We start from the raw sequence: 25,559 nt of genomic DNA on the forward strand, positions 1-25,559 counted from the left end.
GTGATGCCGATCAACCTGCCCACTGACCACCCTCAAAGAAGGGGACGATATAGGACATGATAAAGCCCAGACTGTTTAAGATGGCCCAGGTGATAACAATTCGTTTGAGCCAAGCTCTGCTTTCATCCACCGTTTTACCAGAACGGGAGAAATTCATGAGCAGCAATGCTACCGAAGCGGTCACAATGGCCGCAATCGTGGAGATAGCGAGGATCTGCGTGTAGACATCCTGCATGATTTCTGTGGCCTTTGTCCAAACATCGGTTGCGGCAAAGGCCGGCTGGCTGAACATCAATGAGACGGTGGGACACAGAAACGCCATATAAGCGATTCTGCCAATGGAAAAACGGCGCGGAGGGCTGGTATCGCCGTTTCGCTTTTGGTGAGGAATCTTGCGTTTTTTCAATTTTCGGACCTCCAATCCAAATGTAATATGCGGGACTCAAACAAAAGAGGAGCCCGCAGCTCTTGTAATAGATGCGGGCTCCCTCCCCAATCGGCCGGTCATTAGGGCAGCAAAAAAGCACCTTGAAAAAGGTGCCGTTCACTGCCTGCATTCAGTTTTGGGTGCAAGTTTGAGCATATTCAGTTTAGCACACCAGGATTTACGGCTCAAGGGCAGGAATGCGCCAATTTCATTCCCGTATTCTGCCAATTATTTGCCCTTGGCCTTTTCATCTGGTTTTGGCGCTGGAAAGAACTGTTCCAGCATATCCAAACTGTCTTTGGAGGTGTACCCCCATAGTACGGAACTGAGTGCGTCAATGGCTTCCCTGCGCCTGCGGTAGTAAGTACGGAATGAGATGTCCCGGATATGCGGACGCAAATTCTCGATGATCTCCTCCACATTTTTGAGTTGCTGCGGGGAGAGGAAGGAGTAGTAAAGCAGCCAGTAATAGGCCTCGCCGTTCTTGTGGCGGGTACGAAGCAATTCGACTGCTGAATCCAAAAGTTTCAGCATTTTGTGGCTGCGCTCAATGCACTTAGCATGGTGTTCAATATCGCTCCCATTCAGATCGGCGCCGGCCAGATAGATGGAATCCAGAAATTCCTCGATGGATGTGCCGTATTCGATCTCAAACTTGGAACGCACATGCTGGACAGAAATTTCCAGGCTCCACACCACATCGCGGTATTTTTTCAACAGTTTCCAGGTATCATGGTACAGCGGGTTTTCTGCGACATCTTTTTCAACAAATTTCTTCATGGTAAGACCTCCTTATTCAATTCTCCGCGACGGGAGAGAGTGTAAGTTCAAAAGTGGTGACCTGCCTGTTCCCGCACAGAATGGACAAGCCAAAACAGAGCGTTGACTGTTCCCGTGCGCGGGGTAGTAAATCTTCCCGGCAGTCGCCCGATAAGGGATATAACTTATAGCGGGAGAGGGGACAACCAAAGCACGAAATCCCTTGTGCCATCAGGATTTGAGCCATCTTTTGGATGATAATTTCAATGTGCGATTTTGAAACGCTATTGAGTTCGTTTGAAACGATAACCTCATGCTCTATACTTGGTGTGTTTTGGCTGGAGCCTGATTCATCGGGGAGTTCCAAATGGATGTTGAGCGTCATAGCGACCTCCTCTTTGTCCACCATAACATCCGATATTTCAAACATGGTGGACAGGTAATTTTTCAAATAGACCACGCTGCCGTGTCGGCCCGGGAAGGACATAAGGGAGATATAGTCCAGTGCGGCCAGCTTTTTGAGGACGCGGCCGACTGTCGCCCGGGACACCCCCCAGCGGACAGCCAGTTCAGTGTAGGCAACAAGAGGATTGCCGGTGCCGTTGCGGAAATAGACTACTGGCCCCAGGTCTGACCCCTGTACCTGATTATCGTTGTAGACGGCTGAAACCCAGAGGTCCAGAATAATATCCATTTCGGAGCATCGGCTTGTGCTGATGAGATCTGTGACAACGGAAACGGGCAGAAAGAAAAAGCCGGTATCCTTTTGGCAGGGAGCATTATATTCAAGCACCGTGTTATGCCGCGCCCAGTCGCAAATTTTATAGCGGATCACATTGCCGCGATCCAGTGTATGAAAAGTGATAAAGTGCTGTTTCTGCAGTTGTTCCAGCACTGTCAACGCCTGGCATTGAAACCGTGTGCGAAACCATTGGGACACTTCCTTGAGTGTGCAGACCCATTCGCCCGGATAGATGGTATAGCTAATACCATCAATGCGGCGGTATGAAGTGCGGAAGTTTGCGTAGCTGCAAAGTACGGTAAAATAAAAAAGACCAGAGCCTCCGCTTGTGCGAATGCTCCGGTCTGCCATCAGCCGATGGACGAATTGCCGATAAATCCGGCATCGTGGGTAATCCACGACCTGTTTGATCTGTAATTGATAAGCCGGCATGGAAACCTCCTATTTTAAGATTGATTCTATTGCATAAAAATGATAAAATAGCCCGGGATGCGTATAAAAATAACACACCCCGGGCGGGCCGCTCTGCTAATAATCTGCTAATTTGCGTTTTTACAAAAGCTCAAAAATGCCGTCTGCTAATTTTTTGCTAATTGCGCGAAAGGTATTCCAGCGCCTTGAAACTGTGCAGAATGACACAAAACGGCGTGAGAAACCAAAAATTCATTGGGCTAAATTGACACAAAACGAAGCGGAATGTAGTGTAAGGGAATCGTAGGACAAAGAGTTATTTGTTCTCCTAAGCGTGGGGTCGGAGGTTCAAATCCTCTTATGGACGCCAGTGAACAACGCCGAAAGCCTTTGTTTTCAAGGGTTTTCGGCTTTTCTTATATAAAAAGCTACGAAAAAGCTCTTTCACTGTATGAGATAAAATTCTACTCCAAAATTTGATTTTTGACAACCCCTCCAGAATCGAACGGTTGTTATAAGACAAAATCGCCAGCTAATTTTTAGCAGAAAACGGGCTGTTCTTGCTAATGAAAATGCCCTTCCTGCTAATCAGCCCCAAAATCGTGCCAAAAATCCAGCTAATCAAAAAAGGCGGATGTTTTGAATACCATGCAGTTATAGCAGATAAAATTAAATATCGTTATGTACATAGAGCGTCTATTTGCCCCGCATTGGGGATGGATAGGCGCTCTTTTTTTATGCCCAAACCCATGGGCAAATACAAGAGATTGGAGGTGTTTTATTTGAGCAAGCCTGTTTATACCGCAGACAAGCCGAGCGACTGTCATTACTGCTACTTCTGGACGAATGGCAGAAAGGGCTGCCGTCTGGGTAGAAATAATTGCTACTACTTAATCTCTTTGCCGCCGAAACCCAAGTCGGAATGTGATGGCTGTCCCTATGGGCGAGATCACCCGTGCATTGGTTGGTGTACGAAGAAGGTTATGCGTGAAGTGGGGCTTCGTTGATATGGATGTGTATGAACAGGAATACCGCTTCTACTATTTTGCCCGATGTCCTTACGAAAAGACGGATACGACTTTCCGCAGCATTCCGCTGACAACAGAAAGTTTTCCGCAGAAAGAAGGTGGTGAAGCCGTGTGAGTTTTGATTATTTTTACGGTCAGCAATCCGATCTATTCACATTCTATCGAGTTCCGAAGGTGTTGTTCACGAACGAGAGGTTCTGGAATATTTCTGCCGATGCCAAGATGCTGTATGGCATTTTGCTTGACCGCATGAGCCTGTCTGCCAAGAATGGTTGGATAGATAAAAACGGTAGAGTGTATATCATTTTTACAATCGACGAAGCGAAGATGGCTCTGAACTGTGCTGAACAAAAGGCTATCAAGCTGCTCAGTGAACTTGAGAAGAAAGCAGGATTGATTGAACGTAAGCGCCAGGGTTTGGGAAAGCCCAACCTGATCTATGTGAAGAACTTTATCTCTGCTGTGGATTCACAACTCTTGAATTGTGAAAATCACAATTCTGGAACAATGGAAATCACAACTCAAGAACTTCCGAAATCACAATGTAATAATACTGATATTAAAAATACTGAATTTAGTGATACTGATTCTATCTTTCCTTCCGGAAATGGTGGAATGATGGACGAGAATGACCGGTATCAAGAATACTTTGATTATTTCTCGGATCAGCTCAGTATGGATTTGTTGAAGAAGGATTACCCTTACGATTCCGAAATGCTGGATAACATTCTGGAGTTGATCGTTGAAACAGTTTGCACGAAGCGACCGTTGATTCGCATTGGTGCAGAGGAGCGTCCGGCAGAAATTGTCCGCAGTCGGTTTATGAAACTGAATGCCGAACACATTCGATATGTTATGGACTGCTTCAAGGAGAACACCACAAAGATTAGAAATATCCGTCAGTATATGCTGACTACGATATACAATGCGCCGACGACAATAGACACCTACTACGATGCTCTTGTTCGGCACGATATGTCACACGGATATTTGGAAGGAGGATTTAAGAAATTGAAAATGAAGCGAGAGGAAGGAGAGTGACGATAAATGTCGAAAAAAGCAACCATCATTGCGGTGGTCAATCAGAAAGGAGGCACTGGAAAGACCACCACCACCGAGAATCTGGGCGTTGGCTTGGCTCTTGAAGGAAAAAAGGTGCTTCTGGTAGACACCGATCCCCAGGCTTCCCTGACGGTCAGTTTGGGCAATCCCTGCCCGGATGATCTGTCTCCGACACTTTCCGATCTGATGGGAAAGATTATGATGGAAAACCCTATTACTCCCGATGAAGGGATTCTTCATCATCCGGAGGGCGTTGATTTGGTGCCGTCCAACATCGAACTCTCAGGTATGGAGGTAGCACTGGTCAATGCCATGAGCCGGGAAACCATTCTCCGGCAATACCTGGATACAGTCAAACAGAATTATGATTACATTCTTCTTGACTGTATGCCGTCTTTGGGTATGCTGACCGTCAATGCGTTGGCAGCTGCCGACAATGTGCTGATACCGGTTCAGGCAGCATACCTTCCTGCAAAGGGTCTGGAACAGCTGCTTGGAACCATCAACAAGGTCAAGAGGCAAATCAACCCGAAACTGAGGATTGAAGGGATTCTTCTGACGATGGTGGACAGCCGCACCAACTACTCCAAAGACATCAGCAATCTGATTCGGGAGAGCTACGGCGGAAAGCTGAAGGTTTACAAGACCGACATTCCCCGCTCTGTCCGTGCAGAGGAAATCAGCGCAGAGGGAACCAGTATCTTCAAGCATGATCCCAAAGGCAAAGTTGCCGAAGCCTATAAAATTCTGACGAAGGAGGTGTTAAACAATGCAGAAAAAAGGCGCAAACATCAGCTTGAAGGGGTACGATGATATTTTCTCCACCGATCAATCCAGAGCTGAAGCCCAGCAGGAGCGTGTGCAGGAAATTCCGCTTTCTGAGCTACACCCCTTTGAGGGACACCCCTTCCGTGTGGTTGATGATGAAGAAATGATGAAAACGGCAGAGAGCGTCCGAGATTTCGGAGTTCTCACTCCTGCGATTGTCCGTCCTGACCCCGACGGTGGTTATGAAATCGTTTCTGGTCACAGGCGGCACCGGGCATCGGAGCTTGCGGGTAAGGAAACCATGCCTGCGATTGTTCGTGACCTGGACGATGATGCAGCCATTATTTTGATGGTTGATGCGAATTTGCAGAGGGAGAGTATCCTGCCGAGTGAAAGAGCATTTGCTTATAAGATGAAGCTGGATGCGATTAAACATCAAGGTCAACGCACCGATTTAACTTCATCCCAAGTTGGGATGAAGTTGCAGGCAATGGATATAGTCGGTCAGGAGGCAGGAGAAAGCAGAAATCAGGTACACCGTTATATCCGTCTGACCGAACTGATTCCGGAACTGCTGGATATGGTAGATACGGGTCAGATCAAATTCAATCCTGCGGTGGAGCTTTCCTATCTGGCAAGTGAAGAACAGAAGGATTTTCTTTCTGCAATGGATTATGCTCAAGCAGCTCCTTCCCTTTCGCAAGCACAGCGAATTAAAAAGCTCGCACAGGAGGGCGAGTGTACGCTGGATGCGATGTGCGAGATTATGAATGAAATCAAGAAGGGAGAGCTGGACAGAGTAACCTTCAAAACGGATTCGTTGCGAAAATACTTCCCGAAGTCCTATACCAACAAGCAGATGGAGGATAAAATCATTCAGCTTTTGGAGCAATGGCAGAAAAAAAGAGAAAAATCAATGGAAAGGTAAGGTAAAAAATGTTTACACCCAAAAACATTCAGGGCGCTTTGGAAGAACTCTACGACCTTTGCGATCCTGATTATATGGTAGATATGCTCGTAAACTACAGTGAGGAGTTCGATGATATTTCTCCTGCGCTTCTGGCAAAGTCGTTTCAGAAAAATGCCGAGATGATTAGCGAGTATCGAGTATTGTCCTCTGCTGGTGAGGGTATCGACTATCAGGGAAAGGTACTTCTGAACAGCAGAGCCGTGCGGCTTCTGTCCTATGTAGAAGATATGAGCGGCGATGAAAAAGTTCGCACGATTCAGAGCAAGGAGCTGTGGTTAGCAGAAGATATGACATTCTATGTGGTGTCCTGTATGTCTACGATCACGATGGACAAGGAAGAAGCCATTTGTCTTAACGAACACCGCAGCGTGGTTACTACGGTGGAATGCGAGGACGATATTTTCTTCGACATGGGTTCCCTGATTTGCGAACTGGACGATATTTGCTTGTTCGAGCTTTTAGCCGATGTGGATGCGACTATTTATGAACTGTAACAGGTTCATGGATGGTCGCTTTTCTTATTTCCAAAGAAACGGAGGTATCGAAACTTGAAAGAATACGATGTGAAGATCACCGAAACCTTGGAGAAAACGGTTACGGTGCAAGCAGAATCTCACGATGCGGCAGAGGAACAGGTTAGAGCCGCTTATTACAATTCGGAGTACATTCTGGACTCCGAAAACTTTACCGGTGTTGCGTTCGGCACGACCGAGGAACGGGAGGTTCAGAAAGAACAGGCAGATACCATGAATGTGTTGCTGGTAAAGCCGTTCATGTATCCGCAGGCTGTGCAGATCGGCTGTGAGCTGGAGGATTTGCAGAAAGCCGTAGGTGGCGATATTGAGGCAACTTATCCGTTCAATGAGCCGGTTGCACTGGTGATGCACGACGAAGGTAAACTCGTAGGCAAAGAACTGAACCGTGCGCTGCGTGATGATGACGGCGATATTTATGACATTATCGCCGGTGATTTTCTGGTTGTGGGATTGGGCGAGGATGATTTTTGTTCTCTGTCCCCGGAACTGATGAAGCAGTTTGAGGAACACTTTCATCAGCCTGAGACTTTTGTACGCATGGGGCGCAGCATTATGGCGCTTCCCCTGCCGGATGACATGGTGAAGAAAGAAGATGCACCTGTCAAAGCTGATTCGGTTCCCCACAAAAGTAACCCTGACCGAGATGTTCTGTAAGGAGGTTCTTATGCAAAGAAATTCGACGATTGGAGAGCTGATGGAGCGAAAGCGGATTCAGGATGGTGCCAAGGAGTACCAGGGACATACCTATATGGACTTGGCACGATTTGATGACGCCACCAAGCACATGATTATTTTCGATGTGCTGACCGATGAATCGCCTGTCGGTTGGAAAGGCGAAAGAAATCGCCTGTATTTGAGCGATGTGGGTTATCAGAAGGCTCTGGATAACCAGAAAGCTGGCAATATCAAGATTATCAGCCATGCCGCAGTTGCCAAGGGCAATCTGTATTACGACCACAGAGATATGGCACGATAATCTGTTCACTCTACTGCTTGCAGGAGGTGATGAATCATGCAGGAAGAAGTTGAAAACAGAACAGTAAACCTGGCGATCAGCACAACCAAGCTGACGGGGCGCACTATCATTGCCGGTATCCGCAAGTATTTGCAGCACCGGGAAAAAGTGAAGATGAAAAAGGCACGAGACCCTGCCGTTCATGGAAAGCAATCCGTGAAACAGCTTTTGGGACAGAATCAGGGTGCTACGAATGTTGAGATCGACAAAGAGAGTATCCGTGATTTTGAAAAGCTCGCCAAGAAGTATGGCGTGGACTTTGCCGTAAGAAAAGATAAGTCCGTTGATCCTCCCCGGTTTCTTGTTTTTGTCCGTTCTAAAGATGCAGATGCTTTGGATGCAATCTGCAAGGAACATCAGGCAAGGGCATTAACCAAGAATGAAAAGCCGAGCGTTCTGGCGCAGCTGAAGAAGTTCAAGGAAATTGTCGCAGCGATTCCGAAGAAGGTTCGAGAGAAGAAACAGGAGCGTGATCTGTGATGGATAAGAGAAAAATGAAAAAGCTCCTGATTCTGAATTTACCGTATTTTCTGGTAGGGTTGTTCGCTACGAATTTAGGAGAAGCATGGAGATTGGCTGAGGGGGCAGATTCATCTGCGAAAATCCTCAGCTTTTTTCATGCCCTTCCGATAGCCCTGAACAATCCGTTTCCCAGCTTTCACCCGTTGGATTTGCTGATTGGTATTCTCTGCGGCGCAGGACTTCGGCTGGCTGTCTATCTAAAAGGCAAAAACGCAAAGAAGTACCGACACAATGTTGAGTACGGTTCTGCTCGTTGGGGAACGGCAAAAGATATTGAGCCGTTTATTGCACCAAAGTTCGAGGACAATGTGATCCTGACGAAAACGGAGCGGCTGATGATGAGCAATCGCCCGAAGAATCCTGCCAATGCCCGAAATAAGAATGTTCTGATTATCGGCGGTTCGGGTTCCGGTAAAACTCGCTTTTGGTTGAAGCCAAACCTTCTCCAGATGCACAGTTCCTATGTGGTCACTGACCCGAAGGGTTACAATAATATAGGACAGAGAAAAAGTCACACGGTAAGACGAAAATCTTCTGCCATGTGGCTTTTTCTGTACCCTATATGAATTTTCCAGAAAGGAGGAAGCCAATGGAAACCAAGAAAACTAAGTACACAGCCCTCTATGAGCGATTGAGCCGTGACGATGAAATGCAGGGCGAATCCAACAGTATCACCAACCAGAAGAAATATCTGGAGGAGTATGCCAAGGCACAGGGATTTAAGAATATCCGCCATTTCACGGACGATGGTTATAGTGGCGTTGACTTCAACCGCCCCGGATTTCAGTCTCTGATTGCCGCAGTCGAAGCAGGAGAAGTCGATATTGTCTGCGTAAAGGATATGTCGAGGTTTGGGCGTAACTATCTAAAAGTCGGCTTTTATACGGAAATCATGTTTCCCGAAAAAGGTGTCCGATTTATCGCAATCAACAACGGCGTGGATAGTGCCAATCCAAGCGAAAATGACTTCACTCCGTTTTTGAACATTATGAACGAGTGGTACGCAAAGGACACAAGCAACAAAATCCGTGCTATCTTCCGTTCAAGGATGCAGGACGGAAAACGATGCAGCGGTGCTATCCCTTATGGTTATAAGCGTGACCCGGAGGACAAGAACCATCTGCTGATTGACGAGGAAGCCGCAAAGGTAGTCCGCAGAATATTCCAGATGATTATTGACGGTATGGGGACAAAGGCGATTGCAAATAAGCTGTCCGAGGAAAAGGTGCTGATACCGTCTGCATATCTGGAACAGTCCGAGCATGGAGAGAGCCGAAACCACAGCTACCATGACCCATATCGTTGGAACTGTACCGCAGTTGCCTATATTCTTGAAAAGCAGGAATACATGGGGCATACCGTGTTGGGAAAGACCATCTGCGAGAACTTCAAGACCAAGAAGCGAAGAAAAGCCAGACCCGATGAACTTATCATCTTTGAGAATACCCATGAAGCCATTGTCGATGAAGAAACATGGCATCTGGCACAGAAGCTCCGCAGGAAAACAAAGCGTACTCTGGCTAACGGGACTTACTCCCACCGCTTGTCTGGACTGCTTTACTGTTCGGATTGTGGAAAACGCCTGTCTTATGCAAGCCCACATTCACAGCACAGAGCAGACGGAAAAACCTACGATGCAGACAGCAACTTCCGCTGTCCAACCTACAAATCCATGTACGGCGAGTGTACGATGCACTTTATCAAGGCATCCACTCTGGACAGTCTGGTGGATGAAGCTATCCGCAAGGTTGCCGCCTATGTGCTGAAAGATGAACAGGCATTTTTACAGCAAGTCAAAGAGCTTACAAGTGCCAGTCAAGCAGTTGTGCAGACCGACAGCAAAAAGGAGCTTGTAACCGCAAAAAAGCGTATTGCAGAACTGGATAATTTCATCAAAAAACTCTATGAGGGCAACGCATCCGGCAAGATACCCGACAGACAGTTTGAAAAGCTCATGGCTCAGTATGACACCGAGCAACAGGAGCTTGAAGCAAGGGTCGCTGAAATCGAAGCGAAGATCAGCGAACTCCGGCAAGAGGAAGAAAGCGGAGAAATGTTTGTCCGACTGGTAAAGCGATACCGTGACTTTACGGAAATCACACAGACCATGCTCAATGAGTTTATTGACAAAATCGTTGTCTATGAAGCGACTGGCGGCAGAACCGCCAACCGCACCCAGCGCATTGACCTCTACTTCAATTTCATCGGTCAGTTTGTGGTGGAAGATACCGAAGATGAAGTCCTGTCAAGGCAAGAGGAAGAAAAGCGACTGGCAGAACTCAAAGAGCAGGAACGCAAAGACCGCAGAAATGAAACTGTCCGCAGATACAGACAGCGTAAAAAGGAAAAAGAAGCTGCCGAAGCAGAAGCCGAAAAATCCCGATGTGCGTAATAAACAAAATATATTTTCAAGGAGGAAAACACTATGGAACTCAATTTTATCAAGTGCGGAGACTACTATGTACCCGACATCAAACTGGCAAAGCCGAATATCCGTCTCGGAAAATGGGGGCGAATGAGAAAGGAGTATCTGCGACTGGCACACCCCATCCTCTTTTCCGACATGGTACTGTCCGAAACGCTCTATGAGCATTGTGCGGAGATTGAGGAAGCCGCCAAGAAGCGACTGGAAATCATCATTCCGCAGCTTGCAAAAGCATACGGCGTGACGGAGCAGTTGAAAGCAGAAAACCAAATCGAATGGGTTCGCCAGATGAACGCTTGCGTTGCACAGGCAGAGGAAACCATCAAGGGCGAACTGATTTACTGCTGAGAAAGGAGTTAAATTTTATGATTTTAGAAGCGTTGTTCAATGGCGAGATTTACGCAAGCGAGAATGTCGTACCAAAGTCCGACAAGTTCCGTGAAGCCACCGGGGAGATTGCAAGGATTATGTCTTTCTTCGAGGACAAGCTAAGCAAAGAGGACTACGCCTTGCTTGAAAAGCTCTGCGACAGTCACGCAGACGAGGGCAACATAACCAATGAAGTCCAATTCAAGTATGGCTTTACAATGGGCGTTCTGATGATGTGCGAAATCTTCCACAGCCCATTCTTCCCACCTACTAAGTAGAGGTAAAAGACTGGACAATTCAGCAAGTTCAGACCCCACAATTTCATACCGTAAGCAAAGCGACAGGTATTTCCTTGTGAAGTCTCTGTCGCTTTTAATTTCACAATTTCAAGGAGGATTTATCTATGAGAATGTCTATGAACGAAAAGAAAGCCCTTTATGCCTTTGGCTGTCCGAACCGTGAAGCCACCGTTGAACGCTTGCGTTTTGCGGCTGCACTTGCTCCCGATCCTGCGGCAAAGAAGCTGTTCTTCACTCTGGCAGTCAAGCTGAGTGACGAGAGCTGCGACAGATGGTATCGCTGTTTCTTCTACAACATGAGACTGGAAGTAGAACACTTCGCCCACCACAAGTACCATTCCGATAATCAGCCGATTTCCATTAGGGAGAGATTATATGAGTAAGCTGACGAAGTACGAAAAGGAAACTATCGTCCTGTTCAACGAGGGCGAGGACACAGCACACATCCAGACCTACAATGCCGGACTGAGGAACAGACTGGCGGCGTTCTCCAAGAAGTACCCCGACCTTTGCCGACTGGAAAAGACCTACGAGCAAGGCGGCGTGTCCTATGTTCTGGACAAGTCCCGACTGTCCATCCGTCTGCAGCCGCCGTACAGCGAGGAACGCAGACGAAAAGCAAGCGAGAACGCCAAGCAAAACGGTTTCGTCAGTCAGACGGAATAATGTAGCGTTTAGGGTTGATATGCGGTCAAAATGTCGGGTCTGTATCCGATGTTTTGACCGCAAGTACATAGGGATGTATAAGGTATCGAATATGACGAAAATGTAAAATTTACCGCTATAGATGTGAATTTCTTTCAAACTATATTGACTGAACTTGCAGACCGTAGTATAATTAGTTTTGCTATTTAGGTATGCTAAGTAGCAAAACTAAAGTGAGGTAGAGAGTATGGATAATAAGTATGTGCAACAATTCAAAAAAGGCTCTCTTGAAATGATACTCTTATCCTTAATCGGACGCAAAGAAACCTATGGCTATGAAATTATCACAGAGTTAAATAACAGTGCGTCTGTTTTGGGATATGCGAAAGAGGGGACGATTTACCCTATTCTGTATCGCTTGCAGGAGGCAGAGCTAATTCAATGTCGTTTAGCACCAGCGGCAGCTAATGGTGGCTCTAAGAAATATTACTCCCTTACTCCCAAAGGAAAGGAAGTTTTACAGGAATTGATTATGTTTTGGGCAAGCTACACAGATTGCGTAAATGGCTTTATCGCCAGCTATCAACAAACGGAGGTGTCAGAATGAAAGAACAATATATTAAGCAGGTTGAAAAGGAATTGAATTTATCACGCAAAGCCAAAACTGAGGTTGTGCGTGATCTGAATGAAATCTTTGCTTCTGCTGCAGAGCATGGAGAAACTGAACAACAGGTAATCGAAAGGTTGGGGACACCAAAAGAATTTGCTGACAATACAGCAGAACAGTTTGGAATTGATAATTCTGCTCCCCAGAAACGAAAAGGGATTATTTCAAGCGTTACTTCCCTTGTGGTAGCTGTTGTTGCTTTTGTAATTTATGCTACTGCAAAATCTGATAAAGTGCCAGATGGAGCTATCGGGCAAGCAGACGCAATGACAAACATTCAAGTTGAGGGGACTTTCGGTTTTGATGCATCACAAGTCATTTTAGTGGTCGGCATAATCGCTGTTACATTTGCTGTCATTCAGATTATCCGAACAGTCCGCAACAACAGGAGGTAACTATGAAAAAATATATTTCAATACTTGCGGTTTTACTTATGCTGTCATTGACAGCGTGTTCCAACCTGGGAACAACACCAACTGGCACAGGAAACACAAGCAATACACAATCTGAAAGTATTACGATGCTTGATGAGGGTGTATGGCCTGTGAATGAATACACAGAGGGACTTCCTGTTCCGTCCGGTACAGTTGCGTGGGCTATGCTCGATACAGAACACGAGAATTGCAGTATCAGCATTGTAGATATAGACGAAAGTGCTTATAACGAATATATGGAGCTGTTGAAACAAGAAGGCTTCTCCGTGATTGAGGATGTATCAGAAGAAATCAAGGGACAGGACTATGTTTCTATTGGTACGCTTCTATCTAATGACGAAAAAGGATTGAGTATCAGCTACATACCCGATAATTTAACTATTTACATTTCATTTGAATAATGACTAAGCCAAAGGCGATCAACCGTAAAAAGTTGGTCGCTTTTGTTTTATCCATTATTGCGAAAGGAGTTGACCCGATGTCCAATGAGAAGTTGGAAAAGCTGAAACGAGAACAGTATGTTGCGGAGAAAAAGCTGACCGCAGCCAAGCACAAGGAAAAGCGACTGGAAAGCGAAATCAAGCGACTGACCCGAAGCGAGAGAACCCACCGCCTTTGTACTCGTGCCGGAATGTTGGAAACCTTTTTGAGAGAACCGACCATTCTGACGGACGATGATGTGATGGAGCTTCTGACTTTCATCTTCCACAGCGAAGCGGTTCAAAAGAAGCTGAATATGCTGATTGCGAACCGAAAGGAAAATGAGCAACCGAACGGGAGCTAAAAACCCTGTTGAGAAACAGGGCGCAATTATACACCACCTAAAGATGGTGATTGCGTTCTGCCGAAAGCCCCTTGCAGGGAGCTTGATGATTTCCGCAAAAGTCTTTTGCTCCAATCATCCAGAGGAAGCTACACTTCCCCTGCGCTGTCTTGTGACAGCTACCCCTTTGTGGACTTGCCGCCGATGAATGATTGCAAGCAATCATTCACCGTCAGCAAGTTTTATACTTTCCCCATCTGACCGCTGCTGAAAAGTATCGGTCATTTTTTATTGCACCGAGAAAGGAGGTTCAAACAAAATGCCAGTACCCCATCTGAACATACGAATTGTTCAGAGAAGCAAAGGCAACTCTGCCGTTGCCGGAGCCGCCTACCAAGCCGGAGAAAAATTGTTTTCCGAGTATGACCAGAAGCACAAAGACCACCGCAGAAAACAGCATGAGGTTGTTTACACGGAAATCATGCTCCCAACCAATGCACCACCCGAATACGCAGACCGAGCTACACTCTGGAACTCTGCCGAGGAAGTGGAGAAGCAATGGAACTCACAGCTTGCAAGGCGTTTCGTTGTTGCCCTGCCGAGAGAAATGCCACTTGAAATGTGTCCGCAGATGATGCAGGAATACTGCAATGAGCATTTCGTGTCCAAAGGAATGTGTTGTGATTTTGCAATCCATGACCCAGATCCTCCGGGACACAATCCCCATTGCCACATCATGCTGACCATGCGAGCCATTGATGAAAACGGAAAGTGGATGCCCAAGAGCCGAAAGGTTTATGACCTTGACGAGAACGGCGAGCGTATCAAGCTCCCGTCCGGCAGATGGAAAAGCCATAAGGAAGATACCGTTGACTGGAACGAACAGTATCACGCCGAGGAATGGCGACACGGATGGGAAGTCATTCAGAATAAATATCTGGAGCTTGCCGGAAGTGCCGAGCGTGTGGATATGCGTTCCTATGAAAGACAAGGGCTTGACATTATCCCGACTGTCCACATGGGAGCCGCCGTTTCTGCTCTGGAGCGCAAGGGCATTGAAACCAATATCGGCAATCTGAACCGAGATATTAAAGCCGCCAACCGCATGATGAACGCTATCCGCAGTACCATCAAAAATCTGCGAGACTGGATTGCGGATATTGTGTCTGCCACAAAAGAAGCGTTTGCAGAAATGGAAGCCGAAAAGAAAAATGCTTCGCCCGACCTCTCCACTCTGCTCCGTGACTATATGAATCTGCGAAAGGCAGAACGCAGCGACTGGTCGAGATACGGACAGCAGAAAGGCACAGCCGATGATTTGAAAGCTGTCTCCAAAGCTCTGATCTATTTAAAAGAACATGAGCTTTTCACTCTGGAAGATTTGGACACCGCCCTGCAAGGCGTGAATGAGAAAGCCCAGACAATCAATGCCGAAATGAAAAAAGCATCTGCCCGAATGAAAGTCATTACCGGCATACAGAACGCCGTGGCAGACTGCAAGACCCACAAGGCAGTCCATGACAAGTATCTGAAAATTGGTTGGAAAGCAAGGCAAGCCGCTTTTGCAGAAAGCCATAAGGACGAACTGGACAGCTTCAATAAGGCGTTCCGTTATTTGAAAAAACAGGGCGTTGATTTGAATGTAAATCTGGATGCTCTGCAAACCGAGTATGACAAGCTGAAAGCAACCCACAGCCAACTTGCCGGACAGCTTGCAACCGTCAAAGAGGAATTACAGCCGATGAAAGATATTCGCTACTGGGTCGGCAAAGTCCTCACGCCGGAACAGGCAGTCGAGAAGAAGCCCGAACCGAAGCACTCCGTAACGGAGAAAGTGAAGTTCCTGCAGGAGCAGGGCAAGAAACAGCCGGAGCAGAAAGCTCCGCAGCACAAAAAACAGAATATGGAACTCTAACAGGCACTTGCCGTTTTCTTTGCGAAAATGTCGAGTGCCTTTTTTGTTTCCCGAAAGGATGATGCAATGAATGTATTTGAAGCAATAAAAGACAATGTTACCACCCGACAGGCGGCAGAGATGTACGGCATCCGTGTCAATCGTCACGGCATGGCAGTCTGCCCATTTCACAATGACAGAAATCCGAGCATGAAAGTGGATATGCGTTTCCATTGTTTCGCTTGCCAAGCAGACGGAGATGCAGTTGATTTTGTTTCTCGACTGTTCGGACTGCCAAGCAAAGAAGCCGCCATGAAGTTAGCTGATGATTTTGGTATCTGCTATGACAGCAGACAGAAGCCATCCGTCAGACCAAAGATTAGAGAACCTACCCCCGAACAGAGATACCAACAGGAAGAAAACCGATGCTACAAGGTGCTGACCGATTACTTCCACTCTCTCCGAGCATGGAAACAGCAGTACGCACCGATACAGCCGGAGGATGAATGGCATCCCCTGTTCGTGGAAGCCCTGCAAAGAGAAAGCTATATCGAATATCTGCTTGATATTCTCTTGTACGGCACTCCCGAAGAAAAGAAAGCTCTGGTTGCCGAGCAAAGAAAAGAGGTGATGAAACTTGAACAGCGATTTGCAGAACCCACAGCCGAGCATGACCGTGGAAGAAGTCAGAGGAAGTCTGGACTTGACCGATAGCGGAGCTATCAAGAACAGCATAAGGAACTGTCTGACAGTATTTCAGAATGACCCATATCTGCAAGGTGCTGTCAGGTACAACATTCTCACGGAGCGTATCGACATTGTAAAGCCCCTTTGGTGGAGCAAGCAGACAGCGACACTCAACGATACGGACTTGAATTATCTGATGCTCTATCTGGAAGATAAATACGCATTGACGAGCGAGAAGAAAATCCAGAAAGCTATCTCCATTGTCGCTGACTGCAATAAGTACCACCCCATCCGTGACTATCTGAACAGTCTGGAATGGGATGGCACAGAACGCATCCGCTACGCTCTGACCCGTTTCCTCGGTGCAGAGGACAGCGAGTACACCTATCAATGCTTGCGACTGTTCATGTTGGGAGCTATCAGCAGAGTATTCAAGCCCGGATGCAAATTTGAAGTCATGCTCTGCCTTGTTGGTGGGCAAGGTGCAGGAAAGTCCACTTTCTTCCGACTGTTGGCAGTCAAGGACGAATGGTTTTCCGATGACCTAAAGAAGATTGACGATGACAATGTTTACCGCAAGATGCAGGGGCATTGGATAATCGAAATGTCGGAAATGATTGCCACAGCCAACGCCAAGAGCATTGAGGATATTAAGTCCTTTATCAGCAGGGCGAAAGAAACCTATAAAGTGCCGTATGAAACCCATCCGGCAGACCGACTTAGGCAATGCGTGTTCGGCGGTTCTTCCAATACAATGGACTTTCTGCCCCTTGACCGAAGCGGCAACCGTAGGTTCTTGCCCATCATGGTACACCCCGAAAATGCCGTGGTTCACATTCTGGAAGATGAAGCTGCATCCAGAGCGTTCATTGACCTTATGTGGGCAGAAGCCATGTTCATCTATCATAATTTCCCTGTAAGGCTGACCTTATCCAAGGATATGGACAAGGAACTGAAAGAACTGCAAAAGCAATTCATGCCGGAGGACACCAAGGCAGGACTGATACAGTCTTTCCTTGATAATTACAACGGCACACAGGTCTGCTCCAAGCTGATCTATGCAGAAGCTCTGAACCATCCCTTTGACGAGCCGAAGCAATGGGAAATCCGAGAAATCAACGAGATTATGAACAACAGCATCGAGGGATGGACACCATTTTCAAATCCCCGTATCTTTGCTAAGTACGGCAGACAGCGAGGATGGGAACGCACCCCACCGTCCGGCAACGAGCTATCGGCAACAGGCTCAAATTTGCTTGACGGTTTTCGGGAACTGACCGAGGAAGAAGCCCGACAGATGGAACTTCCATTCTGAAAAACTGACCGTGTTGCCGAGCCAGTTGCTATCCCGTTGCCGACCCCGTTGCAGGGCTAATCCCTTAAAACCCCTTTATTTACAAGGAGTTTTCTTCTCCGGCAACGAAAGCAACGGAGAAATCAAAGAAAAAAGTAAAAATAGTAAAAGAGCCAGATAGGACTATGTTTGAGGTTTTTTGAAGCCCGTTGCCGGACTTCGTTGCCGCCCCTCACACCCTGTCTGGCTTTTTCCATTTCAAGGAGGTATTCAATGGCAAAAACAAAGAACACAGCACCCACAACCACCGAGCAGACCGCACCCGTCCTTGTCAGAAAGATTGGAAAGACCACCTACATGGTGGGCATCCATTTCAGTCAGACGAGCAAGGAAACAATGGACGATAAGGTGCTACGCCTTATCAAAAACGACATTCGCAACGCCGCCATGTGCGGATAAAACCATCGTCAAGGCAGGATGTGAGTTGTTCATAAAATGTTTGCAAATAAAATGCACATTCTGTCTTGACGAAACGCTTCCGAAAGGCAGCATCGTGATTGAGTGCGGCAACGCCCTTTTGAAGCATGGCTACACCATCAAGATTTTCAACACCATCAACTTTCAGAAGTCGATGCACTATAACCCATTTGCCTATATCCATTCAGAAAAAGACATTCTGAAACTGGTGACAACGCTGATTGCCAACACAAAGGGTGATGGAAAAGCCGGTGATGAGTTCTGGACGAAGGCGGAAACGCTGCTCTACTGTGCCTTGATCGGATATATCCACTATGAAGCTCCGGTTGAGGAACAGAATTTCTCCACCCTGATTGAGTTCCTGAACGCAATGGAGGTGCGGGAAGATGATGAGGAGTTCCAGAACCCGGTGGATCTGATGTTTGAAGCCCTGGAAAAGAAAAAGCCGAATCACTTTGCAGTCCGTCAGTATAAAAAATACAAGCTGGCTGCCGGCAAGACCGCTAAGTCGATTTTGATTTCCTGCGGCGCTCGTCTGGCTCCTTTTGATATTCAGGAGGTCAGAGATGTGACTGCCTATGACGAGTTGCAGTTGGATACTCTCGGAGATAAGAAAACGGCGCTCTTTCTGATTATGTCAGATACGGATGCGACGTTTAATTTTTTGATCTCCATGATTTACACACAGCTGTTCAACTTGTTGTGCGAGAAAGCAGATGATGTGTACGGCGGCAGACTGCCGGTTCATGTGCGCTGCTTGATTGATGAGATGGCAAACATCGGTCAGATTCCCAATCTGGAAAAACTGGTAGCGACAATCCGAAGCCGTGAAATATCGGCTTGCCTTGTTCTCCAGGCACAATCACAGCTGAAAGCCATTTATAAAGACAATGCCGATACCATCATCGGCAACATGGATTCCCGAATTTTCCTGGGTGGTTCTGAGCCAACCACGCTCAAAGAACTGAATCAGGCATTGGGAAAAGAAACTATCGACACCTACAACACCTCCAACACCAGAGGTAACAGCCCGTCTTACGGCTTGAATTATCAGAAGTTAGGCAAAGACCTTGCGAGCGTAGATGAGCTTGCGGTTCTGGATGGCAGCAAGTGTATTTTGCAGTTGCGTGGTGTCAGACCGTTTCTTTCTGACAAGTACGATCTGACGCAGCACCCCAATTATAAGTACACATCAGACTTTGATAAGAGAAATGAGTTCAACATTGAGCAGTTTCTGAGTCGAAGGTTGAAGCTCAAGGCAGGTGATGAGTTTGTGGTAGTCGATGCGGATTAAGGAGGTTTCTGTTTGGAAAATCTGAAAACGGTATCTGCCCTGGTTAAGAACATCTTGGAACACGACCACAAGGCAAGAAATACCGACAATCATTTGTACCTGATGGTACTGGAACACTATTCCGGTCTGCGTGGCATCGACATTCATGCCATGACGGTTCCTGTGTTTTTGAAGGAACTGGATAGACGCAGCTTTCCGGGGTTTGAAACTGTCCGCAGAAGCAGACAGAAAGTGCAGGCAACCTACCCTGACCTTGCTCCCAGTGAAGCCGTAGGCAAGCGCAGAGCAAAAAATGAGGTTGTATATCGAGAATTTGCAGAAAGCGAGGTGTAAAAAAAATGACTTGGTGGATCACGGATACCTCTATTGGGCAGCGATTGAAGTTCGTTAGACGATTTCGCCGCCTTACCCAGAAAGAGCTTGGACTCCTGATGGGGTATTCCGAGAAAACAGCGGATGTCCGTATTGCTCAGTATGAGAAAAACGCTCGAACCCCTAATGCAGAAACCACAGCGAAACTCGCAGAGGTTCTGAAGGTTTCACCTGTCGTTTTTTCACCGACAATCTGTGCTTCTCGTGAAGATTTGTTGCAGTCAATGTATTGGCTGTTTCTTATGAAAGGTGGTGGTGATATATATGATTGTGAAACTGAATATGCAAGAAGCAGAATGGAACAGAAACTTGGCGTGATAACCGTCGAGGAGTTCCTTGAAAAGATTCTCGTAAACTAAGCCTTCCGTCCGGTTTTGATGCCGGTAGTACGGAGGGCTTTTTCTATTCTCAAAACAATTTCAAATTTTAGGAGGAAAATATTATGGCATTTTTCAATAGCGCAGTAACCGTTCTTCAGACTCTCGTTATCGCTCTGGGCGCAGGTCTTGGCATCTGGGGTGCAATCAATCTGCTTGAGGGCTACGGCAACGATAACCCCGGCGCAAAGTCCCAGGGCATGAAGCAGTTCATGGCTAATTAAAGGGAACAAAAAAGAAAGGAAAACCAATCCAGACGGTATCAGCGGCAGGATACAAGAATAAATTGTGATTTCACAAGATTGGTGCTATAATAAGAGAAAAGTTCCTGCCGGGGCAGCCGCCCCGGTGGTATGGATAGAAAGGCAGGAAAACAATATGCACATCAGCTATAAACCACTCTGGCACACACTGTTAGAGCGTGATATGAGGAAAGAGGATTTAAGGCTTGCTGCTGGTATGACAACAAATATGATTGCCAACATGAGCAAAGAGGGAAAGCACATCAGCATGGATACATTAGCCCGTATCTGCGAAACGCTGAATTGTGAGATTACCGATGTGATTGAGTTAGTACCAGACGAGCCTGCTTCCACAGGAGGTAAGGAACATGAGAGAATTGAAACCAAGAATAACGGAAAACGGAATTGATTATATCCTTGTCGGAGATTACTACATCCCGGACTTGAAACTGCCGGAGGAACACCGCCCTATCGGAAAGTACGGACGGATGCACCGGGAATATTTAAGGGAAGTCCACCCAGCCAGATTGAATACATTGATACTGACCGGAGAATTGTGGACATACCTTGCAGACCTGAACGAACAGGCACAGGAACGGTTAGACACCATCATGGAGCAGATGAAAGCCACCGAGGGCGTGACCGAGGAATTGAAGCGTACCCGTCAAATGGAATGGGTGCAGCGTTGCAATAACATTCACAACCGAGCAGAAGAAATTGTTTTGCATGATATAATTTATTCATACGGGAGTAATTAAATCGGAGGTATATAAGATGATTGAAATTGTATTTGGTGAAAGTGCCTGTGGAAGTTTGAAAATTGCCCAAACTTACGGTAAGGGAAAGTATAGAGGAAGTGCAGTTTCGGTCTTTATGAGGCACGAAGATGGGAGTGTTCCATCTTCAGATGAAATGAAAGAAGCACAAATTCAAGCACAGGAACAAGAACATATTGCTTGGGAGAATGCTATTCCATTGGGAGGCAAGAGCAGTGATGTTTATTGTTTTGATATGGCTCTTAGTGTGGGAGATATTTCTGATAATGGAATTGGCGAACAGCGGAAAAATGTTCTCAAGAAAATGCTGTCTGTCTGGTTTGTAGAGGATTTAGACTATCAGGTTGAAGAAAAAATACAGAAAATTAAAACTACATTGTCTTCGGTTATTGAACGATATGTAGCTGGGGAAGAAGTTCGTATTTGGTATAGCTATAATCCGGATGAACTTTGCGGTATGTACTGGCTTATGAAACAACTTCGACCATTAAACTGTCAGACAACAATTTATTTGGTTAAGTTACCTGCCTGGGAATATGGAAAAGAAAATACTATGACATCCAAAATAGCATGGGGTGAGGTTTCTCCTGGCGAATGGGGAAAATATATAACTCTACAAGAAAAAGCTAAGCCTGTATTTCTTTCAGCTTGTGCTATGAAATGGAATCAACTTCAAAATGAAAATGCACCTTTGCGTGCAATGCTAAATGGTAAATTGCAAAGTGTTTCAGAAGATATATATGATAGTTTCATTCTTCGTGAAATTGCGGAACAGCCAGAGCAATTCAAAATGGCTATTGTTATAGGTAATGTTTTAGGAAAATATCAACTTGGAATTAGTGATGTATGGATTTCTAATCGCATTGATAAAATGCTTGAAGATGGTGTGTTGGAAATTATACAGGACGCACCAAAGGGAGAAACAAATTATCGCCGGATATTAAGAAAACGAATGAAATAATAACCACAGCAAGAACCGCTGCTACATGGAAGGCACCCCAACCATGCAACAGCGGTTTTTTTTACCGTTTTTTCCTCTGGCTGATAGGCGTTCCCATTTTCTTTGATTTTTTGAGAATCCGAATCAGCCAGCGAAATTCTTCGTCTGACAGATTTTTATAGTTGATACCGAGCTGCTTGCAGTAAAGGACAACCAGCTTTTCATCCCGGCTGCCCTTGAAATTTTCGACTGCTTCGAGATTTTCTTTCAATTCATCGGCAACGGTGGTCTGGGGCGCACTCTCACTGTCCTTTTTGTGGGCTTCCCGAATATCCCGGATAATCAGGTTGAGGTCATCCAGAACCATGTGACTGAAATACTCATCATCACTGATATGGGCGGCTTGCAGCACTTTCAAATGCGGGTCATCTTCGCCTGGGCGATACCGTTCAATGATTTCATGCCGGACGGTATCGACAAGTGCATTGAGGTTTTGAATCTGCATGGTAGCAATCCCGTCCACATAAATCTCAATGTCTGCAAGAAACTTGATGAAATCTTTATGTGTAGCAAGCTCACAGAGCAGACGGTTGTTAATCCGACCGCTTTTCAGCAGTGCCACCATCTCATCATTCAAATGCAGCTCCGTCAATGGTGTGTTGATCTGCTCCCTGTTCTCTGTCCGGCACAGTAGATAATCAACAGAGACCCCATAGAAGTCTGCCAGCGTGATAAGGTTGCCATGATTGATTTCCTTAAAATCCTCTTTTTCATAACTTCCAAGAGCTGATTTGGAAATGCCTGTCAGCTTTGATAGTTCTTCCAGATTTAAGCCTTTGTCCTTGCGGAGTTCCCAAAGGCGTTCCTGTATGCTTGTTGCTCCTTTCATGGGCGCACGCTCCTTTCCGGCGGTTTGATTGCTGCCGCTTAATTGGATTATATCATACTTTCCGCAATCGTGGAAATTTCCGCTTTTTACCCCTAATTCCTACTTTGTGGACATACGGCACAGGGCACAAAAATGTTCTATGATACAGGTAGTTCATCGATGGATTATTCCAATCGAATGACCAGCCTGTGTGGGATATGCTTCCCCGGCGATGTAGTGCCATGACTTTTGGCAGGGATGTGGAGGAACCCTGACCGAAACGAGCGTACCAAAGGGAGCGATACGCCGCTGTGAGATTCAGGGGAGGAACGACACCGGGGAGAACTGGCGAACTGACACCGAAATGATACCGAAACACGACAATCTGATAGGGGGATAGTCTACCCTATCGCTGATACTTCGGGAGATTTTAAGCGGCTCTATAACCGTAATTTTGCCGAAAATCGCCCCGAAACCATACACTAAAACGGGAGGAAGCGCAATATGTCGAGAATGAGCAAAAAGAGGAAGCATGAGCTTTCCTTTTACCTCAATGGCCGGGGGCGTGTCACTTACAACGAATTGTGCCGGAAATGCCAGCATGGGTGCAAGCAGAGCTTCCGGGCGGTTGTGGTTGACTGCCCCCGTTACTTATCCAAACGAGCAAAGAAAAAGGAGGAACACACAGAATGAATTTTGAATTTATGATGATAGACACACCATTGCCGCCATGTATGCCATTTCCCAGAGCGTTGACAGGATTTCCAGTCAGCAGCACCGCAAAGGTCATGTACTGCCGGATGCTGGACGCTATGCTATCCAAAGGGCAAGAGGACGAGAACGGAATCCTGTTTGTCTGCTTCCCTGTCACAGCCATTGCCGCAGTCCTGTCCCGCAGTCCCATGACGGTCAAGCGTTCTCTGAATGAACTGGAAACCGCCGGACTTATCATGCGGGTGCGTCAGGGCGTTGGAGAACCAAACAGGATTTATGTGCTGATACCGGGAAAGGAGGACGCTGCCCTTGCCTGATACCTCAAAGCTGGAAAATCTCAACCGGGAGTTGGAAAAGTGTGAAAAGAAGCTGCGAAAAGCCATCAATGATGAAAAGGCATTGCAGCACCAGTTGAAGCAGCTTACCCGAAAGGAACGGACACACCGGCTCTGTACTCGTGGCGGTATGCTGGAAAGTTTTCTGCAAGAACCGGAACGCCTGACCGATGATGATGTCATGCTGCTGTTGAAACTCATTTTTCATAGGCAGGACACGCAGGAACTATTGAAAAAACTGCTGGAACGGGAGAAGCCGGAAACCCCTTAGTTTACTAAGGGCGCAATTATACACCACCCAGAGGTTGGTGCATTGCGTTCTCCGAAGGCTCCTCGCCGGAGGGCTGTGATTTTCCGCAGTCATGGTCTGCTCCAAATCAAACAGGGGACGCTACGCTTCCCCTGCGCTGGCTGCCGCCAGCTACCCTTTTGTGGACTTGCCATCTGGGGACACCTTGCGCTGCAAGCTGTTCCCCAGCCGACAAGTTTTACAAAATCTCTCTGTACTTTGAGGGTCGGGTAAAGTATAATGAAGTCAACAACAAATTAGAAGTTTTCGGAAAATAAAGAAAATTTGATTATGTAAATTACCAAGAAAAGGTGGAAAGAATTATGTCAGTACAAACAGATTTTGAGAAAGAATTCGAAACAGAAGAATATGAAATGCTTATTTTAGTACAAGCATCATGTGGGGGAGCAGCATGTATAAAAGATATGCTGAAACCATCAGTTGATTTTCTTGCATCCATAGATTTGCGCAATGGTCAGTTTTTTCATGAGAAAGGCCGTGTTGAATGGCTTATAAAAAAAGATAATAAACGTAAGGGGTGGGGATATGATTTTGAGCAATTTGGTATTTATCGTGTCGTTGTTAGGAAATGCATACCTCAAAAATTACAACCATATCAATTACATTATATGAACAACAGATATATGCTAATAAGAGTACTGGAAGAAAATGCTTCAAACGAAAAATTGGAAGCCTTGAAGGAACATTATTCAAAACCTATTTCTACGGAAAATGAATTAGGTACTTTTGTTTTGGAAAGAGAGTTTTCATGGTTTGAAGGAAGTATAAATTGGAATGGTGTAGAGGCAAATGTATATTTGGAAACAGACGAAGAAGATGGAGATACTGCTGAACAGGCAATGGCTGTCCTAAAAAGTGTAATTGAGAATATTGTGGATAACGATAATAAGTATCGTGAGTTTGCGGCACAAGAACTTACAGGACTTGCAAATGAGTGGTTGAGTGAATCAGATGAAAGCGATGTAGAAGAAATTACACAAGAAACATTTGCTAAACGTATGGAAATTAGTGAAGTAACAGTTAGTCCCGATGGAAGCTTGTCATTAATTTATCATGACGATGATATGTTTTGGGGGCATGTTATAGAAATAATAGTTGAGCCAAATGGAGAGATTATAAGTGCTAATATAGCCGGAT

34 protein-coding genes and 3 pseudogenes are annotated in these 25,559 nt (G+C 46.2%); 33 read left to right on the plus strand and 4 right to left on the minus strand.

The window, feature by feature from the left end; all coding sequences use genetic code 11:
* Nucleotides 1–10: 10 nt before the first annotated feature.
* From ACSAMP_RS15490 to ACSAMP_RS15500, 3 genes are all read right to left on the minus strand, one after another.
* Nucleotides 11–406, minus strand: a complete 396-nt coding sequence (locus ACSAMP_RS15490) for a hypothetical protein (RefSeq protein WP_009258067.1) — start codon at nt 404–406, stop codon at nt 11–13.
* 249 nt (nt 407–655) lie between these two features.
* The gene (locus ACSAMP_RS15495) at nt 656–1,207 is read right to left on the minus strand and encodes a hypothetical protein (protein ID WP_009258068.1); all 552 of its coding nucleotides are present in this window, start codon (nt 1,205–1,207) and stop codon (nt 656–658) included.
* Nucleotides 1,208–1,223: 16 nt separating this feature from the next.
* Nucleotides 1,224–2,360 (minus strand): MarR family transcriptional regulator, encoded by a 1,137-nt coding sequence (locus tag ACSAMP_RS15500; RefSeq protein ID WP_009258069.1) that lies wholly within the window; start codon nt 2,358–2,360, stop codon nt 1,224–1,226.
* A gap of 918 nt (nt 2,361–3,278) precedes the next feature.
* Between ACSAMP_RS15500 and ACSAMP_RS15505 the strand changes: the two genes are divergently transcribed.
* The 29 genes and pseudogenes from ACSAMP_RS15505 to ACSAMP_RS15645 all read left to right on the plus strand — a co-directional run bounded on the left by ACSAMP_RS15505 (nt 3,279) and on the right by ACSAMP_RS15645 (nt 22,216).
* A complete protein-coding gene (locus ACSAMP_RS15505) occupies nt 3,279–3,482 on the plus strand; it encodes a hypothetical protein (protein ID WP_223385014.1) in 204 nt (67 codons plus the stop codon).
* Nucleotides 3,479–4,408, plus strand: coding sequence for a DUF6017 domain-containing protein (locus ACSAMP_RS15510; protein ID WP_002304312.1), 930 nt, complete (start codon nt 3,479–3,481; stop codon nt 4,406–4,408). Before ACSAMP_RS15505 ends, ACSAMP_RS15510 begins: the two co-directional genes overlap by 4 nt.
* A gap of 6 nt (nt 4,409–4,414) precedes the next feature.
* A complete protein-coding gene (locus ACSAMP_RS15515) occupies nt 4,415–5,242 on the plus strand; it encodes a ParA family protein (protein ID WP_002304313.1) in 828 nt (275 codons plus the stop codon).
* Entirely contained in the window at nt 5,199–6,125 is a 927-nt protein-coding gene (locus tag ACSAMP_RS15520) for a ParB/RepB/Spo0J family partition protein (RefSeq protein ID WP_002304314.1), read from the plus strand. Before ACSAMP_RS15515 ends, ACSAMP_RS15520 begins: the two co-directional genes overlap by 44 nt.
* Nucleotides 6,126–6,133: 8 nt before the next feature.
* Complete coding sequence (locus ACSAMP_RS15525) at nt 6,134–6,661, plus strand: hypothetical protein (RefSeq protein WP_002304315.1); 528 nt, start codon at nt 6,134–6,136, stop codon at nt 6,659–6,661.
* Nucleotides 6,662–6,715: 54 nt separating this feature from the next.
* A complete protein-coding gene (locus ACSAMP_RS15530; protein ID WP_002588969.1) occupies nt 6,716–7,357 on the plus strand; it encodes a DUF3846 domain-containing protein in 642 nt (213 codons plus the stop codon).
* 10 nt (nt 7,358–7,367) lie between these two features.
* The gene (locus tag ACSAMP_RS15535; protein ID WP_002304317.1) at nt 7,368–7,679 is read left to right on the plus strand and encodes a DUF5720 family protein; all 312 of its coding nucleotides are present in this window, start codon (nt 7,368–7,370) and stop codon (nt 7,677–7,679) included.
* A 36-nt stretch (nt 7,680–7,715) separates the two neighbouring features.
* Entirely contained in the window at nt 7,716–8,198 is a 483-nt protein-coding gene (locus ACSAMP_RS15540; RefSeq protein ID WP_002304320.1) for a PcfB family protein, read from the plus strand.
* Nucleotides 8,198–8,725 (plus strand): annotated as a pseudogene (locus ACSAMP_RS15545) (type IV secretory system conjugative DNA transfer family protein); the annotation flags it as partial. The gene ACSAMP_RS15540 and the pseudogene ACSAMP_RS15545, both read left to right, overlap by 1 nt.
* A gap of 104 nt (nt 8,726–8,829) precedes the next feature.
* Nucleotides 8,830–10,632 (plus strand): recombinase family protein, encoded by a 1,803-nt coding sequence (locus ACSAMP_RS15550; RefSeq protein WP_117760458.1) that lies wholly within the window; start codon nt 8,830–8,832, stop codon nt 10,630–10,632.
* A 33-nt stretch (nt 10,633–10,665) separates the two neighbouring features.
* Entirely contained in the window at nt 10,666–11,013 is a 348-nt protein-coding gene (locus ACSAMP_RS15555) for a TnpV protein (protein WP_117515787.1), read from the plus strand.
* Nucleotides 11,014–11,030: 17 nt separating this feature from the next.
* Complete coding sequence (locus tag ACSAMP_RS15560) at nt 11,031–11,312, plus strand: DUF6809 family protein (protein ID WP_117515786.1); 282 nt, start codon at nt 11,031–11,033, stop codon at nt 11,310–11,312.
* Between the two features lie 125 nt (nt 11,313–11,437).
* Nucleotides 11,438–11,716, plus strand: a complete 279-nt coding sequence (locus tag ACSAMP_RS15565) for a ferredoxin (protein ID WP_243004528.1) — start codon at nt 11,438–11,440, stop codon at nt 11,714–11,716.
* Nucleotides 11,709–11,999: a molecular chaperone gene (locus tag ACSAMP_RS15570; RefSeq protein ID WP_117515785.1), complete on the plus strand. Its 291-nt coding sequence runs from the start codon at nt 11,709–11,711 to the stop codon at nt 11,997–11,999. Before ACSAMP_RS15565 ends, ACSAMP_RS15570 begins: the two co-directional genes overlap by 8 nt.
* 226 nt (nt 12,000–12,225) lie before the next feature.
* Complete coding sequence (locus ACSAMP_RS15575) at nt 12,226–12,585, plus strand: PadR family transcriptional regulator (protein WP_069989223.1); 360 nt, start codon at nt 12,226–12,228, stop codon at nt 12,583–12,585.
* Nucleotides 12,582–13,040: a DUF1700 domain-containing protein gene (locus ACSAMP_RS15580; RefSeq protein WP_069989222.1), complete on the plus strand. Its 459-nt coding sequence runs from the start codon at nt 12,582–12,584 to the stop codon at nt 13,038–13,040. The genes ACSAMP_RS15575 and ACSAMP_RS15580 overlap by 4 nt, the downstream gene beginning before the upstream one ends.
* Before the next feature lie 2 nt (nt 13,041–13,042).
* Nucleotides 13,043–13,480: a DUF6591 domain-containing protein gene (locus ACSAMP_RS15585; protein ID WP_069989221.1), complete on the plus strand. Its 438-nt coding sequence runs from the start codon at nt 13,043–13,045 to the stop codon at nt 13,478–13,480.
* A gap of 77 nt (nt 13,481–13,557) precedes the next feature.
* Nucleotides 13,558–13,863 (plus strand): DUF3847 domain-containing protein, encoded by a 306-nt coding sequence (locus ACSAMP_RS15590; protein WP_069989220.1) that lies wholly within the window; start codon nt 13,558–13,560, stop codon nt 13,861–13,863.
* Between the two features lie 298 nt (nt 13,864–14,161).
* Nucleotides 14,162–15,757, plus strand: a complete 1,596-nt coding sequence (gene mobQ, locus ACSAMP_RS15595) for a MobQ family relaxase (RefSeq protein ID WP_117515784.1) — start codon at nt 14,162–14,164, stop codon at nt 15,755–15,757.
* Between the two features lie 66 nt (nt 15,758–15,823).
* Complete coding sequence (locus tag ACSAMP_RS15600) at nt 15,824–16,450, plus strand: CHC2 zinc finger domain-containing protein (RefSeq protein ID WP_117515783.1); 627 nt, start codon at nt 15,824–15,826, stop codon at nt 16,448–16,450.
* Nucleotides 16,407–17,738, plus strand: a complete 1,332-nt coding sequence (locus ACSAMP_RS15605; protein ID WP_117760457.1) for a virulence-associated E family protein — start codon at nt 16,407–16,409, stop codon at nt 17,736–17,738. The genes ACSAMP_RS15600 and ACSAMP_RS15605 overlap by 44 nt, the downstream gene beginning before the upstream one ends.
* A 252-nt stretch (nt 17,739–17,990) precedes the next feature.
* Nucleotides 17,991–18,176, plus strand: a complete 186-nt coding sequence (locus ACSAMP_RS15610) for a transposon-encoded TnpW family protein (RefSeq protein WP_069989216.1) — start codon at nt 17,991–17,993, stop codon at nt 18,174–18,176.
* Between the two features lie 73 nt (nt 18,177–18,249).
* Nucleotides 18,250–19,488 (plus strand): annotated as a pseudogene (locus tag ACSAMP_RS15615) (VirD4-like conjugal transfer protein, CD1115 family); the annotation flags it as partial.
* Nucleotides 19,489–19,500: 12 nt separating this feature from the next.
* Nucleotides 19,501–19,821 (plus strand): hypothetical protein, encoded by a 321-nt coding sequence (locus ACSAMP_RS15620; protein WP_002304332.1) that lies wholly within the window; start codon nt 19,501–19,503, stop codon nt 19,819–19,821.
* 5 nt (nt 19,822–19,826) lie between these two features.
* The gene (locus tag ACSAMP_RS15625; RefSeq protein ID WP_002304334.1) at nt 19,827–20,219 is read left to right on the plus strand and encodes a helix-turn-helix domain-containing protein; all 393 of its coding nucleotides are present in this window, start codon (nt 19,827–19,829) and stop codon (nt 20,217–20,219) included.
* An 83-nt stretch (nt 20,220–20,302) separates the two neighbouring features.
* Nucleotides 20,303–20,455: pseudogene (locus tag ACSAMP_RS15630) on the plus strand (Maff2 family mobile element protein); the annotation flags it as partial.
* A 70-nt stretch (nt 20,456–20,525) separates the two neighbouring features.
* Nucleotides 20,526–20,888 (plus strand): helix-turn-helix domain-containing protein, encoded by a 363-nt coding sequence (locus ACSAMP_RS15635; protein WP_022742028.1) that lies wholly within the window; start codon nt 20,526–20,528, stop codon nt 20,886–20,888.
* Complete coding sequence (locus ACSAMP_RS15640; protein WP_457800976.1) at nt 20,848–21,237, plus strand: TnpV protein; 390 nt, start codon at nt 20,848–20,850, stop codon at nt 21,235–21,237. Before ACSAMP_RS15635 ends, ACSAMP_RS15640 begins: the two co-directional genes overlap by 41 nt.
* 16 nt (nt 21,238–21,253) lie before the next feature.
* Nucleotides 21,254–22,216: a DUF3658 domain-containing protein gene (locus tag ACSAMP_RS15645; RefSeq protein WP_014078537.1), complete on the plus strand. Its 963-nt coding sequence runs from the start codon at nt 21,254–21,256 to the stop codon at nt 22,214–22,216.
* A 61-nt stretch (nt 22,217–22,277) separates the two neighbouring features.
* Here ACSAMP_RS15645 and ACSAMP_RS15650 read toward each other — a convergent pair whose 3' ends face one another.
* Nucleotides 22,278–23,084, minus strand: coding sequence for a helix-turn-helix domain-containing protein (locus ACSAMP_RS15650; protein ID WP_009296084.1), 807 nt, complete (start codon nt 23,082–23,084; stop codon nt 22,278–22,280).
* Nucleotides 23,085–23,567: 483 nt separating this feature from the next.
* On the opposite strand from ACSAMP_RS15650, the gene ACSAMP_RS15655 reads away from it, so the two are divergent.
* The 4 genes from ACSAMP_RS15655 to ACSAMP_RS15670 all read left to right on the plus strand — a co-directional run.
* Nucleotides 23,568–23,756, plus strand: a complete 189-nt coding sequence (locus tag ACSAMP_RS15655; protein ID WP_118300502.1) for a hypothetical protein — start codon at nt 23,568–23,570, stop codon at nt 23,754–23,756.
* A complete protein-coding gene (locus ACSAMP_RS15660) occupies nt 23,753–24,094 on the plus strand; it encodes a replication initiator protein A (protein WP_118300501.1) in 342 nt (113 codons plus the stop codon). The genes ACSAMP_RS15655 and ACSAMP_RS15660 overlap by 4 nt, the downstream gene beginning before the upstream one ends.
* The gene (locus ACSAMP_RS15665; RefSeq protein ID WP_118300500.1) at nt 24,087–24,383 is read left to right on the plus strand and encodes a DUF3847 domain-containing protein; all 297 of its coding nucleotides are present in this window, start codon (nt 24,087–24,089) and stop codon (nt 24,381–24,383) included. Before ACSAMP_RS15660 ends, ACSAMP_RS15665 begins: the two co-directional genes overlap by 8 nt.
* A 341-nt stretch (nt 24,384–24,724) precedes the next feature.
* Nucleotides 24,725–25,559 (plus strand): DUF2262 domain-containing protein (locus ACSAMP_RS15670; protein WP_118736944.1); only part of this gene is annotated, 835 nt, incomplete at its 3' end.

Source organism: Flintibacter sp. SJQ-8 (assembly GCF_054108085.1).

Coding starts and splice junctions, on each gene's coding strand:
- ACSAMP_RS15495 (WP_009258068.1), bottom strand. CDS start 1,207: ATGAAGAAATTTGTTGAAAAAGATGTCGCAGAAAACCCGCTGTACCAT.
- ACSAMP_RS15500 (WP_009258069.1), bottom strand. CDS start 2,360: ATGCCGGCTTATCAATTACAGATCAAACAGGTCGTGGATTACCCACGA.
- ACSAMP_RS15600 (WP_117515783.1), top strand. CDS start 15,824: ATGAATGTATTTGAAGCAATAAAAGACAATGTTACCACCCGACAGGCG.
- ACSAMP_RS15585 (WP_069989221.1), top strand. CDS start 13,043: ATGAAAAAATATATTTCAATACTTGCGGTTTTACTTATGCTGTCATTG.
- ACSAMP_RS15660 (WP_118300501.1), top strand. CDS start 23,753: ATGAATTTTGAATTTATGATGATAGACACACCATTGCCGCCATGTATG.
- ACSAMP_RS15610 (WP_069989216.1), top strand. CDS start 17,991: ATGGCAAAAACAAAGAACACAGCACCCACAACCACCGAGCAGACCGCA.
- ACSAMP_RS15645 (WP_014078537.1), top strand. CDS start 21,254: ATGATTGAAATTGTATTTGGTGAAAGTGCCTGTGGAAGTTTGAAAATT.
- ACSAMP_RS15560 (WP_117515786.1), top strand. CDS start 11,031: ATGATTTTAGAAGCGTTGTTCAATGGCGAGATTTACGCAAGCGAGAAT.
- ACSAMP_RS15515 (WP_002304313.1), top strand. CDS start 4,415: ATGTCGAAAAAAGCAACCATCATTGCGGTGGTCAATCAGAAAGGAGGC.
- ACSAMP_RS15565 (WP_243004528.1), top strand. CDS start 11,438: ATGAGAATGTCTATGAACGAAAAGAAAGCCCTTTATGCCTTTGGCTGT.
- ACSAMP_RS15570 (WP_117515785.1), top strand. CDS start 11,709: ATGAGTAAGCTGACGAAGTACGAAAAGGAAACTATCGTCCTGTTCAAC.
- ACSAMP_RS15520 (WP_002304314.1), top strand. CDS start 5,199: ATGCAGAAAAAAGGCGCAAACATCAGCTTGAAGGGGTACGATGATATT.
- ACSAMP_RS15625 (WP_002304334.1), top strand. CDS start 19,827: ATGACTTGGTGGATCACGGATACCTCTATTGGGCAGCGATTGAAGTTC.
- ACSAMP_RS15555 (WP_117515787.1), top strand. CDS start 10,666: ATGGAACTCAATTTTATCAAGTGCGGAGACTACTATGTACCCGACATC.
- ACSAMP_RS15575 (WP_069989223.1), top strand. CDS start 12,226: ATGGATAATAAGTATGTGCAACAATTCAAAAAAGGCTCTCTTGAAATG.
- ACSAMP_RS15505 (WP_223385014.1), top strand. CDS start 3,279: ATGGGCGAGATCACCCGTGCATTGGTTGGTGTACGAAGAAGGTTATGC.
- ACSAMP_RS15605 (WP_117760457.1), top strand. CDS start 16,407: ATGACCGTGGAAGAAGTCAGAGGAAGTCTGGACTTGACCGATAGCGGA.
- ACSAMP_RS15655 (WP_118300502.1), top strand. CDS start 23,568: ATGTCGAGAATGAGCAAAAAGAGGAAGCATGAGCTTTCCTTTTACCTC.
- ACSAMP_RS15540 (WP_002304320.1), top strand. CDS start 7,716: ATGCAGGAAGAAGTTGAAAACAGAACAGTAAACCTGGCGATCAGCACA.
- ACSAMP_RS15640 (WP_457800976.1), top strand. CDS start 20,848: ATGAGAGAATTGAAACCAAGAATAACGGAAAACGGAATTGATTATATC.
- ACSAMP_RS15580 (WP_069989222.1), top strand. CDS start 12,582: ATGAAAGAACAATATATTAAGCAGGTTGAAAAGGAATTGAATTTATCA.
- ACSAMP_RS15650 (WP_009296084.1), bottom strand. CDS start 23,084: ATGAAAGGAGCAACAAGCATACAGGAACGCCTTTGGGAACTCCGCAAG.
- mobQ (WP_117515784.1), top strand. CDS start 14,162: ATGCCAGTACCCCATCTGAACATACGAATTGTTCAGAGAAGCAAAGGC.
- ACSAMP_RS15550 (WP_117760458.1), top strand. CDS start 8,830: ATGGAAACCAAGAAAACTAAGTACACAGCCCTCTATGAGCGATTGAGC.
- ACSAMP_RS15590 (WP_069989220.1), top strand. CDS start 13,558: ATGTCCAATGAGAAGTTGGAAAAGCTGAAACGAGAACAGTATGTTGCG.
- ACSAMP_RS15535 (WP_002304317.1), top strand. CDS start 7,368: ATGCAAAGAAATTCGACGATTGGAGAGCTGATGGAGCGAAAGCGGATT.
- ACSAMP_RS15525 (WP_002304315.1), top strand. CDS start 6,134: ATGTTTACACCCAAAAACATTCAGGGCGCTTTGGAAGAACTCTACGAC.